This window comes from uncultured Oscillibacter sp., assembly GCF_910579365.1.
GTDB lineage: Bacteria > Bacillota > Clostridia > Oscillospirales > Oscillospiraceae > Oscillibacter.
This window is the reverse complement of record NZ_CAJTUX010000003.1, coordinates 38,335-50,766: the sequence shown is the minus strand read 5'-3', so window position 1 is coordinate 50,766 and position 12,432 is coordinate 38,335. Positions and strand designations below refer to the sequence as shown.

General features: G+C 62.3%; 12 protein-coding genes and 1 pseudogene. 10 read left to right on the top strand and 3 right to left on the bottom strand.

What is annotated here, in order from left to right; translation table 11 throughout:
* Positions 1-82 precede the first annotated feature (82 nt).
* The 10 genes and pseudogenes from QZ329_RS02025 to ftsH all read left to right on the top strand — a co-directional run bounded on the left by QZ329_RS02025 (position 83) and on the right by ftsH (position 9,001).
* Positions 83-427, top strand: a complete 345-nt coding sequence (locus tag QZ329_RS02025) for an ISAs1 family transposase (RefSeq protein WP_295747812.1) — start codon at positions 83-85, stop codon at positions 425-427.
* A gap of 244 nt (positions 428-671) precedes the next feature.
* The gene (locus tag QZ329_RS02020) at positions 672-2,666 is read left to right on the top strand and encodes a DHH family phosphoesterase (RefSeq protein ID WP_295747810.1); all 1,995 of its coding nucleotides are present in this window, start codon (positions 672-674) and stop codon (positions 2,664-2,666) included.
* A 47-nt stretch (positions 2,667-2,713) separates the two neighbouring features.
* Positions 2,714-2,953 carry a hypothetical protein gene (locus tag QZ329_RS02015; RefSeq protein ID WP_295747808.1) on the top strand — a complete coding sequence of 80 codons (240 nt, stop codon included), beginning with the start codon at positions 2,714-2,716 and terminating at the stop codon, positions 2,951-2,953.
* Positions 2,950-3,060 (top strand): annotated as a pseudogene (locus QZ329_RS02010) (bL9 family ribosomal protein); the annotation flags it as partial. The gene QZ329_RS02015 and the pseudogene QZ329_RS02010, both read left to right, overlap by 4 nt.
* A 19-nt stretch (positions 3,061-3,079) precedes the next feature.
* The gene (locus QZ329_RS02005; RefSeq protein ID WP_295747804.1) at positions 3,080-3,352 is read left to right on the top strand and encodes a hypothetical protein; all 273 of its coding nucleotides are present in this window, start codon (positions 3,080-3,082) and stop codon (positions 3,350-3,352) included.
* Positions 3,349-3,798 carry a 50S ribosomal protein L9 gene (rplI, locus tag QZ329_RS02000; RefSeq protein WP_295747802.1) on the top strand — a complete coding sequence of 150 codons (450 nt, stop codon included), beginning with the start codon at positions 3,349-3,351 and terminating at the stop codon, positions 3,796-3,798. Before QZ329_RS02005 ends, rplI begins: the two co-directional genes overlap by 4 nt.
* 42 nt (positions 3,799-3,840) lie before the next feature.
* Positions 3,841-5,190 carry a replicative DNA helicase gene (dnaB, locus tag QZ329_RS01995; protein WP_295747901.1) on the top strand — a complete coding sequence of 450 codons (1,350 nt, stop codon included), beginning with the start codon at positions 3,841-3,843 and terminating at the stop codon, positions 5,188-5,190.
* Positions 5,174-6,559: a tRNA lysidine(34) synthetase TilS gene (tilS, locus tag QZ329_RS01990; protein WP_295747800.1), complete on the top strand. Its 1,386-nt coding sequence runs from the start codon at positions 5,174-5,176 to the stop codon at positions 6,557-6,559. Before dnaB ends, tilS begins: the two co-directional genes overlap by 17 nt.
* Positions 6,552-7,106, top strand: a complete 555-nt coding sequence (hpt, locus tag QZ329_RS01985) for a hypoxanthine phosphoribosyltransferase (RefSeq protein ID WP_295747798.1) — start codon at positions 6,552-6,554, stop codon at positions 7,104-7,106. Before tilS ends, hpt begins: the two co-directional genes overlap by 8 nt.
* Positions 7,107-7,192: 86 nt before the next feature.
* Positions 7,193-9,001 carry an ATP-dependent zinc metalloprotease FtsH gene (gene ftsH / locus QZ329_RS01980; protein WP_295747899.1) on the top strand — a complete coding sequence of 603 codons (1,809 nt, stop codon included), beginning with the start codon at positions 7,193-7,195 and terminating at the stop codon, positions 8,999-9,001.
* Between the two features lie 102 nt (positions 9,002-9,103).
* Here the strand turns inward: ftsH and QZ329_RS01975 are convergent, their stop codons facing one another.
* The 3 genes from QZ329_RS01975 to QZ329_RS01965 all read right to left on the bottom strand — a co-directional run bounded on the left by QZ329_RS01975 (position 9,104) and on the right by QZ329_RS01965 (position 12,392).
* Positions 9,104-10,078, bottom strand: a complete 975-nt coding sequence (locus QZ329_RS01975; protein WP_295747796.1) for a hypothetical protein — start codon at positions 10,076-10,078, stop codon at positions 9,104-9,106.
* A 12-nt stretch (positions 10,079-10,090) separates the two neighbouring features.
* Positions 10,091-10,987, bottom strand: coding sequence for a sugar ABC transporter permease (locus tag QZ329_RS01970; protein WP_295747793.1), 897 nt, complete (start codon positions 10,985-10,987; stop codon positions 10,091-10,093).
* A gap of 121 nt (positions 10,988-11,108) precedes the next feature.
* Entirely contained in the window at positions 11,109-12,392 is a 1,284-nt protein-coding gene (locus QZ329_RS01965) for an extracellular solute-binding protein (protein WP_295747790.1), read from the bottom strand.
* Positions 12,393-12,432 lie beyond the last annotated feature (40 nt).

The window sequence follows — 12,432 nt, the reverse complement described above, 5'->3', positions numbered from 1 at the left end:
CTCCCCCAAGGGGGTACACAAGTGCCATTTTGGTTCCTGCGGGCGGCGCGGCTATGGCTGTGCCGCCTTTTTCCGTTGCCCTATGGGATGCCGCCGAAAAGAAGGTTCTGTAATCGCCGTGGACGGCAAGACCATTCACGGCAGTAAAAGGAATACCCAGAAAGCGTATCATGTAGTCAGTGCGTTTGCGGCGGTAAACCAGCTGGTACCGGGTGAGATCGTGACGGATGAAACGTCCAACGAGATCACGGCAGCGCCGGAACGTTTGGATTCTTTGAATATAGAGAACAGCATCATAACGGCGGACGCAATGAGCTGCCGGAAAGAAATTGTCAGGAAAATCAGGGAGAGTCAGGCGGATTATGTGATTGGCCAGAAGGGAAATCATCCGGCCCTGCTGGAGGATATTTCGCTCTATTCAACCTGAATGTTCTGCGTAAAACTGCTCTGGCTCTCTGCAAAAATACTGACTTGGGCCGCAGGCTCAGTATCCAGAAAAAGCGTTTTGCCGCTGCCTTGAACCCGCAGCGTCTTCCTGATATCCTTTTCCGCTAATTTCAAATGCGGTTGCCCTGGCCATCTTTCAACCAACACTTGTGTTTTCCGCCCGGAACTGCTATACTAATATAATCCATCGGTATGCTTACTTCTTCCAATCAAGGAGCGCCGCTATGAACAATAAGAAACTCTCCCGCCTGCTGGAGCCGAATCTGCAATTGTATTTCCTCTGCCTTCTGGCCTTCACCCTGGCCGCCGTCACCGTCAGTCCCCTGCTGGCCCTGGCGGAGGGCATGGCCACCGTGGCGCTGTACGCCTATTTTGTGCGGAGCAACAAAAAGCGCCGCCAGAGCGTCCTGCAGTATATTGACAACGTCACGGGTAATGTGGACACCGCCAGCAAGTCCACCCTCATCAACTCCCCCCTGCCCATTATGGTCTTCCGCCCCGACACCGGGGAGGTCATCTGGAGCAACGAGAACTTTCTCCAGCTGGCCGGAGTCCGGGAACACCTTTTTGAGATGAAGGTGGAGGACGCCGCGCCGGAGTTCCCTGTCCAGTGGCTGCTGGAGGGACGGCGGGAGTGCCTGGACCGGGTACGTATGAACAACCGCCAGTTCCGGGTGTACGGCAGTCTGGCCCGGGCCAAGGGCCGGAGCGGTGAACAGAATCTGGTGGCCACCACCTACTGGGTGGACACCACCGAGGTGGACCGCCTTCGCCGGGATTACGACGCGTCCCGTCTGGTGATCGGCATTTTGATGGTGGACAACTACGACGACCTGATGAACGCCTGCGCCGACAACCAGCGCAGCGCCGTGCTGGCCCAGATTGACGAGAAGCTCAACAGCTGGGCGGCGGTGGGCAGCGGCCTTTTGATCAAGACCGAGCGGGACCACTATCTCTTCCTGTTTGAGGAGCAGTATTACGACCACTTTGTGGAGGAGAAGTTCTCCGTGCTGGACGCCATCCGGGACATCAAGGTGGGGGAGGGGAGCCACCCCACCCTCTCCATCGGCCTGGGCCGGGAGGCGGATGGTATCCCGGCGCTGTACAAGAACGCCTCCCTCTCTTTGGAGATGGCCCTGAGCCGGGGAGGCGATCAGGCGGTGGTCCGGGGGAAAACGGACTTCGCCTTTTACGGCGGCCGGGCCAAAACCACGGAAAAGCGGACCAAGGTCAAGTCCCGGGTCATGGCCAATGCCCTGCGGGAGCTGCTGGCGGATTCGGCGGACATCTATATCATGGGCCACAGCTTCGCCGACATGGACGCCGTGGGCGCCGCCGTGGGCGTGTGCTGCGCCGCCCGGAAGCTGGGGCGGAGAGCCCAGATTGTCATTGACCTGGAGAAGAACGCTGCCCAGTCCGTGCTGGCCATGCTGCGGGACCTGCCGGAGTACGAGGACGTCTTCGTGAATCCGGCGGAGGCTTTCGTCAAGATGCGTTCCGGCACGCTGCTGGTGGTGGTGGACACCAACCGCCCGGACTTGGTGGAGAGTTCCCAGATTCTGGAGTCCAGCAGCCGGGTGGCGGTGATCGACCATCACCGCCGGGCCGCCAGCTATATTGAGAACGCCGCGTTCAGCTTTCACGAGCCCTACGCCTCCTCCGCCTCGGAGCTGGTAACGGAGCTGCTGCAATACCTCATCGAGCCCAGCAACCTCCTGCGGGAGGAGGCGGAAGCCCTGCTGGCCGGCATCGTGCTGGACACAAAGCACTTCACCCTCCGCACCGGAGGGCGGACCTTTGAGGCGGCGGCCTTCCTGCGCCGGGCGGGGGCCGACACGGCGGATGTGCAGCGCCTGTTCCAGGGGGACCTCAGCGGCATGGTCTCCAAGTATGACATCATCCGTCAGGCGGAACTCTACCGCCCCGACGTGGCGCTGTCCGTGGTGGGACAGGACGGCGTGGACCGGGTGGCCGCCGCCCAGGCCGCCGACGAGCTTTTGACGCTGAGGGGAGTCAAAGCCTCCTTCGTGGTGTACCGCAGCGGAGAGGATGTGCTGATGAGCGGCCGTTCCCTGGGGGAGATCAATGTTCAGGTGATCCTGGAGGCCCTGGGAGGCGGCGGCAACTCCGCCACCGCCGGCGGCCGGGTGGAGAAAGGGGACATTCTGGACGTCCGGAAGAAGCTGACGCAAGCCATCGACGCTTATTTTGAGAAGTAGGGAGGGAGCTTATGAAACGGTTTTGGAAAATCTACGGGGCGTGTTTGATGCTGGAGGGGCTGTTTCTGGTGCTGTGTATGGGCTGGCCCGCAGGCGGCATGCTGCTGCTGTGCCTTTTTCAGGGAAATCCCTTCCTTTCCTGGATGCTTTCCGCGTTGGCGCCGGCAATCCTCCTATGGGCCTGGACGGCTTGGAAGGAGCGGTCGCGCGCCTTGGGGACGCGGAGCGGGAATTTGGAAGACCAATTAAAAAGCGATAATACCTTCTACAAGAGGAATGAGCGATGAACGTGATTTTGCAGCAGGATGTAAAAGGCCAGATGATGGAGGTCTCCAAGGGCTATGCCCGGAACGTTCTCCTGCCCAGGAAGATCGCTGTTCCCGCCACTTTTGAGAAGTAGGGGGGCCGGCATATTGAAGTTTTTAAAGACCTACGCAGTGTGCCTGGTGGCTTCAGAGGTATTTCTGATTTGCGGCGGCTATATGCTGTTTGATTTCATAAGGCACCCCTTCCGCGCGTTTGCGGCCATCGCGTTTATACTGGCAGTCCTCATAACGGTGTGGCTGGCCCAGGAGGAGCGGATAGACGCTTTAGAAAAACGAGTCCGGGATCTGGGGGAACGAGTTTGGACCCTGGAAGACCCAGAACGATTAAATGATTCAGAAAATAAGGAGAATGACCAATGAAAGTGATTTTACAGCAGGACGTGAAGGGCCAGGGGAAAAAGGGCCAGATGGTGGAGGTCTCCGAGGGCTATGCCCGGAACTTCCTCCTGCCCAGGAAGATCGCTGTTCCCGCCACGGCGGACGCCATCAACACTATGAACCTGAAGGAAAAGGCCAAAAGGGCCGAGGAGGCCCGGCAGAAGGCCCTGGCGGAGGAGACCGCCGGGAAACTGAAAGAGTGCATGGTGAAGCTCACCGCCCGGGCGGGCAGCGGCGGCAAGCTCTTCGGCGCCGTTACCACCAAGGAGATTTCCGAGGGGCTTCAAAAGCAGTTCGGCATCGACATCCCCAAGCAGAAGCTGGTGCTGGAGGAGCCCATCAAGGCCTTCGGCAATTACCAGGTGAAGGCCCGGCTGGGCTATGAGGTGACGGCCACGGTCTATGTGTCCGTGTTTGAGGAAAAATAAGCCCGCCTGAGGCGGCGACTTTTGGAGGAGGGCGTTTTCATCATGGCCAACGAGGACTTGCTGCTGCGGCAGATGCCCCACAGTCTGGAGGGGGAGCAGGCGGTTCTGGGCTCCATGCTCATCGATCCGGACTGTGTGAAGGAAGTGATGGACAAGCTCCGCCCCGACGATTTCTACCTCCGGCAGAACCGGGAGATTTTCGAGACCGTTTACACCATGTTTTCCTACGCCCGGCCCATCGACGGAATCACCGTCTTTGAGGAGATGCGCAAGGCCGGACTCACCGACGACAACACCCGCTCCTACCTTGCCCAGCTGATGGAGATCACCCCCACCAGCGCCAACGTCATGGAGTACGCCGCCATTGTCCGGGACAAGGCGCTGCTTCGCTCCGTGGCCCAGGCGGCGGGGGAGATCACCGCCCTGGTGCAGGAGGGCGTGGGCGAGGCCGGGGAGATTCTGGAGGTCTCGGAGCAGAAGATTTACGCGATCCGCCGGGGACAAAGCGCCCAGGAGATGGTTCCGCTCCGGCAGGTCCTGCCCGACGTGCTGGACCGCCTCAGCGAGATGAGCGAGCATGAAAACCACCTCCCCGGTCTCTCCACCGGCCTCTCCGCCATCGACCAGAAGATCACGGGACTGAACCGGTCCGACCTCATCCTTCTGGCGGCCCGGCCCGGTATGGGAAAGACCTCTCTGGCTCTGAACGTGGCTCTGAACGTGGCCAAGGGGGAGGGGAAGACCGTGGCGGTGTTTTCCCTGGAAATGTCCCGGGAGCAGCTGGTGACCCGCCTCCTCTCCGCAGAGGCCCAGGTGGAGAACAACCGCCTGCGCACCGGCCTCCTCCGGGAGACGGACTGGGAGAAGATCGCCGGGGCGGCCACGGTGCTGAACCGGCTGGACATCCGCATTGACGACAACCCCCTCCTCTCCGTGGCGGACATGAACGCCAAGTGCCGCCGGCTGGAGAATCTGGCCCTGGTGGTGGTGGACTACCTCCAGCTGATGAGCTCCGCCGGAGGCAGCGGACGGGGCGGCGAGAACCGCCAGCAGGTGGTGTCCGACATGTCCCGCATGCTGAAGATCATGGCCAAGGAGCTGAACGTGCCGGTGATCTGCCTCAGCCAGCTCAGCCGTGCCAACGAGAAGCGGGACGACAAGCGGCCCATGCTTTCGGACCTCCGGGAGTCCGGCGCCATCGAGCAGGACGCAGACATTGTCATGTTTCTCTACCGGGATGATTATTACAATGAGGATTCGGAAAAGCATAATATAGCGGAATGTATCATCGCCAAGAACCGCCACGGCGAGACCGGCAAGGTGGAGCTGCGCTGGATGCCGGAGTACACCCAGTTCTTCACGCTGGACAAGCGCTATGACGGCGAGGACTGAATTGCTGGACCGCGCTCCCCAGCGGGTTCTGCCGGAGAGGGGAGAGCGGGTGCTCTGCGCCGTGTCCGGAGGGCTGGACTCCATGTGCCTGCTCCACATGTTGGACGCATGGTGCAGGCAGCGGGGAGGATGCCTGTCCGCCGCCCACTTCAACCACAAGCTCCGGGGGGAGGCGTCGGACCGGGACGAGGAATTTGTCCGGGAAATCTGCACCCGGTGGAACATCTCCCTGACCGTGGGAAGAGGCGGTGTCCGGGAACACGCGGAACAAGAAGGACTCTCCATAGAGGAGGCCGCCCGGAATCTGCGGTACGCCTTCCTGCGCCAGACGGCGAAGGAGACGGAATGTAAACGCCTTTACACCGCTCATCACGCGGACGACAACGCTGAAACCGTCTTGCTGAACCTGGTTCGGGGTACGGGGTTGAAAGGCCTGACCGGAATGGACTGGGAGCGGGAGGGAATCTGCCGCCCCCTGCTGCGCGTGACCCGGGAAGAGCTGGCGGCTTACGCCGCCCGTTGGGGCGTTTCCCATATTGAGGATGAGACCAACGCCGATCCGGAGGCCGCCGCCCGGAACTTTCTGCGGCTCCAGGTGATGCCGCTGCTGAAGGCGCTGAACCCCCGGGCAGTGGAGCACATCGGCCAAACCGCCGGACGGCTCCGGGGCGTGGACCGCTCGTTGGAGGCGGACGCCGCCGCCCGCACGGTCCGCGTGGAAGTTCAGGAGGGCCGGGTGACTCTCTCCATGGACGCCCTGGCCCAGGCTCCGGCGGCGGTGCGGCCCCGGATGCTGCTGCGGTTGTTCGACCTTTTGGGCGTGGGGCGGAAGGATGTTGGTGCGGTCCACCTGGAGGCCCTGATGGACCTGACCCGCTCCACGGCCTGGGGAAAGGAGGGGCGGCTGAGTCTGCCCCGCGGCGTCACCGCCCGGACCTGCCGCCGCTGGCTGATTCTGGAGACCCGGCCCCAGCGCCTGACGGAGGTCCAGCTGGTCCCGGGCCGTCCGCTTGAATGGGGGGAGTACACCCTGACCTTGTTGGACCACCCGGAGGACGGAGACGGCATCGCCTTCTTCTGGCGGGGAAGGCCGGGACAGAGTCCGGTGGTTACCGTGGGCCCCTGCCCGCCGGGGGAGCGGCTGGCCCTGTCCGGCGCCAGAGGAGCCCGGAGCGTGAAACGGCTGTGCCTGGACAGGCGCATTTCTTTGGAGGAGCGGGACCGTCTGCCCGCCGTTTACGTGGGGGGGAAGCTGGCCGCCGTGTGGCGGCTGGGTGTGGATGTTGCTTTTGCGCCGGAGGACGGATCGGGCTTCCGGTTTATAAAGGTCGAGAAACATATTATTGAGGAGGATGGACACGATGCGTAGTGAAATGGAGAAGGACATTCTGAAGGTATTGGTGACGGAGGAGCAGCTGAAAACCCGCGTGGCGGAGATGGGGGAGGAACTGTATGAGAAGTTCCAGGGGAAGAAGCCCCTGTTCCTGGGGGTTTTGAAGGGCAGCTTCGTCTTCATGACGGACCTGGTCCGGGCCTGCCAGCTCAAAAGCGACGTGGAGTTCATCGCCGTCAGCTCCTATGGGAACGCGACGGCCTCTTCCGGCCGGGTGAAGATCAACCACGACCTTCAGCAGGACATCACCGGGCGGCACCTGATTATTGTGGAGGACATTCTGGACTCCGGGAATACCCTGGCTTTCTTGAAGGAGTATTTTCTGACCAAGGGCGCGGAGTCCATCACCATTGTGACCCTTTTGGACAAGCCCGCCCGACGGGAGAAGGCCATTACCGCCGATCTCTGCGGCTTTACGGTGCCGGACGAGTTCGTGGTGGGCTACGGCCTGGACTATGCCCAGATGTACCGGAACGTGCCCTATATCGGCGTGCTGAAGCCGGAGGTCTACGCGGGCAAATAAGAGACCCAAGCGCCGCCCGCCCGGCGGCTTAAAGGAGGAATGCCATCGTGTCCAAGCAAAACCGAACCTCCAGCCTGAGCTTTTTGATGCTGGGGCTGGTGATTCTGCTGTGTCTCAGCTGGATCTGGCAGATGAACAGCCAGAGCGAGCGGCTGGATTTCTCGCAGGTGGAGCAGCTCTTCCGGCAGGAGAAGGTGGAGTCCTTCACCATCCGGGACAACACGCTGCTGATGACGCTGCGGGGGGAGCCGGAGGGGCGGAATACCCTGCGGTATGAGCTCTATGACTTCGACCTGTTTTATGACAGTCTGGGTCAGCTGGTGGAGGAGCAGGCCGCCAGGGGCGTCATCACCTCCTATGACTATCAGCAGGATCACTCCACCAACTGGCTGGAGCTGCTGCTGCCCTGGGTTTTGATGGCGGCGCTGCTTTGCGGCATGTGGTATTTCCTGATGCTTCGGAACCAGGGCGGCGGCATGGGGGCCGACCGTATGGCGAGATTCGGTTCCGCCCGGACCAGGACGCTGTCGGAAAAGGACCGGAAGGTCCGCTTTGAGGATGTGGCCGGAGCGGACGAGGAGAAGGAGGAGCTTCAGGAGATCGTGGAGTTTCTCCGGGACCCCCGGCGGTTTATCGGACTGGGAGCGCGGATTCCCAAGGGCGTGCTGCTGGTGGGCCCCCCGGGCACCGGCAAGACGCTGCTGGCCAAGGCTGTGGCCGGAGAGGCGGGCGTGGGCTTCCTCTCCATCTCCGGGTCCGACTTTGTGGAGCTCTATGTGGGCGTGGGCGCCAGCCGGGTGCGGGACCTCTTCGACCAGGCGAAGAAAACCTCGCCCGCTATTGTGTTCATTGACGAGATCGACGCTGTGGGCCGCCAGCGGGGCGCCGGCGTGGGCGGCGGCCACGACGAGCGGGAGCAGACTCTGAACCAGCTCCTGGTGGAGATGGACGGCTTTGCCGCCAACGAGGGTGTCGTGGTCCTGGCGGCGACAAACCGGGCGGACGTGCTGGACCCGGCGCTCCTGCGGCCGGGGCGGTTTGACCGGCAGATCTATGTGGGTCTCCCCGACATCAAGGGCCGGGAGGAGATCCTGAAGATTCACGTCAAGGGCAAGCCCCTCTCTGAGGATGTGGACCTGCGGCAGCTGGCCCGGGGTACCGCCGGATTCACCGGGGCGGATTTGGAGAACCTGGTGAACGAGGGCGCCCTGCTGGCTGCCCGGCGGGACCGGGACTATATCACCATGGAAGACCTCCGGGAGGCGGAGATCAAGGTCCTGGCCGGTCCGGAGAAGCGGAGCCGGGTTATTTCCCAGCATGAACGGGAGCTGACGGCCTGGCATGAGGCGGGCCACGCCGTGGTGATGGAAACCCTGCCGGAGCACGACCCGGTGAACCAGATTACCATCGTTCCCAGAGGGCAGGCGGGAGGCATGACCATCGCCCTGCCGGAGGAGGACCGGACCTTCCTCTCCAAGCGCTATATGGAGGACCGGATTGTCGCCCTCCTGGGGGGACGGGTGGCGGAGAAGCTTTGCCTGGGGGACATCTCCACCGGGGCCAGCAACGACATCCAGCGGGCCACCTCCATTGCCCGGAAGATGGTGGCGGTGTACGGCATGAGCGAGACCATCGGCTCCGTCTCCTTTGAGGGGGGCCACGACGAGGTGTTCATCGGCCGGACCATGAGCCAGGGCCGGAGCTATTCCGAGGCCGTAGCCGCCCAGATTGACGAGGAGGTCCGCCGGGTGGTGGACGAGGCCTACCGCCGGTGCGAGGACATCCTGTCGGAAAAGCGGCAGGTGCTGGACGCTGTGGCGAAATACCTCCTGGAGAACGAGACCATGGAACGGGAGGCGTTTTTGAAGGTCTTCGGCAAAACGGAGGAGGGCTGAACGCAAACCCGGACAGGCGGTGGCCGTGTTCTGGGGCTTGACAGCGTGGTCCTGCGAAACGAGAAAACGGCCGGTCAGACATTCTGACCGGCCGTTTTTGGCCTATTGATACTCCGCAGTGAAGTGACCCTCCGCCCCGATGGTGAAGACCAGCGCCTGATGAGGCGGCGGGGCCAGGTGGGGAAGCTGGGGACAATCGGAGAAGTACAGCGCCGCGCCGTTGTCCGCCAGCAGCCGGAGCAGCTCCGGATGAGCGCTTTGGTAACGCCGGTCGCTGGAGGCGCAGCAGATTACGGCCTTGGGACGGACGGCACGGATAAGAGCGGCGTCCGCCCCGTCCCGCTGCCCGTGGTGGCCGACCTTGAAGAGATGGGCTGGCAGGTCCTCCGGGGCGATTTCCCCGTAGCCCAAACGGTTGGTGTCCCCCGGCAGCAGAATGCGGGTGCCCCGGTAATCCAGCAGCAGGATGGCGCTATAATTGTTCATGGCTCCATCCAGGGCGCTGAGCTTTTGCCGGAAGGTCTCTCGCTCCTCCTCACGGTTCAGGTCCGCGAAGAGGGCCGCCAGCTCCACCGCCCTGGTTTGGGAGGGCCCCAGGCAGCGAATGGTCAGCCCAGGACAGGGGCGAATCTCCCATCCGGCGGAGAGGGATTGCAGCGTGCCGCCCCGGGCCTCAACTTCGCCGCAGAGGGTTTGGTAGTCGTTAATGGACCGGCGGAACTTATCCTGGGAGACAGTGGCCTCCGCCAGAGGGGGCAGGGTGCGAAGAGAGCGGTAAAAGTCCGGCGGCAGGGTCTGCCAGAGTTCCTTAGGCGGCCAGCGCCCCGGCAAGGGGACTAGACCGCAGAGATGGTCCTCGTGGATATGGGTGCTGGCCAACACGTCAATGTGGTCCAGCCTTCTGGCGAAGAGGTAGTCCGCCAGGGGAACGCGGCCTGTGGAGCGGTCCCGGTACTCCTCCGCTTCGCCGCTGCCGCCGTCAATCACCAGGATGAAGGCGCCGCCGGGGCGGGAGGGGTTCGGACATTCCAGCAATATGGCTTCGCCATAGCCCACGTTCACAAATGTCAGTTTCATATTCTCCATACGCTACTGAATGGCCCGCTTGATATAGAAGCTGGAGAGGACCAGCACCAGCAGGGTCATGACAATGGCGCCGGCGCTGCCAAAGCCGAAGTCCAGGGACTTGATGCCGTAGTTATAGAGATACTGGGTAATCGTCGAGGTGGTGTTGGCCGGGCCGCCGCCGGTGAGGACGTTGACCTTCTCGAAAAGGCGGAAGGTATCGATGGTCCGCAGCAGGGCGCAGAGGGCCAGGCTGTTTTTGATATTGGGAACGGTGACAAACCAGAACTGCTGGAGCGTACCCGCCCCGTCGATTCGGGCGGCCTCGTACTGCCCTTCCGGCACGGACTGGAGGGAGGCGTAGAGCAGCAGGAATACGAAGGGCACGTTTTGCCACACGTCAATGAGCAGGATCATGCCGAAGGCCGTCTTGGTGTCCATGAACCAGTTGAACACCGGAAGGCCCAGGCCTGTGAGGAACTGATTGATGATGCCATAGTTGGAGGAGAGCATCATCCGCCAGCTCAGGGCCACCGTGACGGCGGGCAGCAGATAGGGCAGCAGCAGCAGGGTCCGCATAACCTTCTGTCCCCGTTTGAGACTGTGGATGAACACCGCCACCAGCAAGCCGAAGAACATCTCCAGCACCACGGCCAGGATGGTGAACTTCACGGTGTTCCAGACCGCCTGGCGGAAATAGGTGTGATTGAAGAGCTTGGCGTAGTTCGCCAGGGCGATGAAGGACGCCTTGTCCGCGCCCTTGAGATAGTTGTAATCGGTGAAGCTGTAGATCAGTGTGGAAATCAGGGGATAGGCGGTCATGACCAGGAGAATCAAGATGGTGGGAGACAGCATCCCCAGGCCAAACCGATTGGTGGAGCTCTGGGCGGTATTCAGTTTTTCGGGTCGGTTTTTCATCATAGCATAATCCTCACCAGTTTGAAGGATGGGGCGCTGTTTGGAGGGGCGGCCGGGACTTTGGTCCCGGCCGCCGGGCGGTTGGGGTGGAAAGAAGAGACTGCGGGAAAGGGGACGCCGCGGCTTAGCCGAGCAGAGCCTCCAGCTCTCCCTGCGCGTCGGCAAGACCCTGGTCGATGGTCTTCACGCCCTGGATGATGTTGTCCATCTCCGTGCCCAGAATGTTGGTGAACTGGGTCCATTCGGCGATGACAGGACGGTAAACGCCGCTCTCCAGCGCCGCGCAGACGGTGGCGTACTGGGGATAGGTCTTCAGAACATCCTCGTTCAGCAAGCTGGAGTACCGGCAGGGCACGCCGCCCACGTCGATGGACGCCAGCTGGACCTCGGGGCTCATCACGTACTCCAGCAGGGCCTTGGCCAGGTCTTTGTGGGGGGCGTTGGCGGGGATGCCGATGCACCACACGCCGTACATGGAGGTGTTCTTGGAGGAGTCGCTGTCATCCAGCTTGGTGGGAATGACGGTGTAGCTGGCGTTGGTGTCGGCGGAGGGGACGTACCAGCCGGGCCAGGCCTGACCCAGGGCGGCGGTGCCGCCGTCGATGGCGGCGACGATGTCGTCCTTATCCATGGTGCCGCCCAAGGCGTACAGGTCCAGATACTCCTGCATGGCGGCCTTGAACTCCGGCGTGTTGACGGTGGGCTTGTTGTTCCCGTCCACTACCCAGCCGCCGTGGACCAGCAGGTGGGGGATGAAGTCGGAGACGATGTTGTCCGGGCTGCCGCCGCGGATCAGGAAGCCGGTCTTGCCGGCGGCGTTGGTCTTCTGGGCGATGTCCATCAGGTCGGCAAAGGTCTCGATCTGCTCCGGCTCATAGCCCGCGTCGGCGATGAGCTGCTTGTTGTACATCATGACGGTGACGTTGCCGAAGAAGGGGGCCAGATAGATGCTGCCGTCCACCATGCAGATGTCCGTGGTGGCGGAGATGATATCGTCGTCGAAGCTGTAGCCCATGTCGCTGAGGTTGGCCAGCACATTGCTCTCGGTGAACTCGGCCATCCAGGAGCCGTCCACCATGCACAGGTCATAGGCGCCCTCGGGGTTCACGGAGTCCAGGGCGATGCCGGTGTGCAGGTCGTCAAAGGACAGCTCCTGCACCTCGATGGTGACGTTGTTTTCCTTCTCGAAGGCGGGAAGGGCGGCCTTCAGGGCGTCGGCATAGGTGCCGCCCCGCAGGATGAGGGTCATCTTGGTGGGACTGCCGGAGCTGCTTCCGGCGTCGGACCCGCCGGAGGAACCGGAATCGCCGGAGCTGCCGGAATCGCCGGAGCTGCCGGAACCGCCTCCGCAGGCGGCCAGGGACAGGACCATGACCAAGGTCAGGATCAGCGCAAATACCTTTTTCATTTCTTTTCCTCCTAATCTTGTTCGCGTTGGGTGGCTGGAT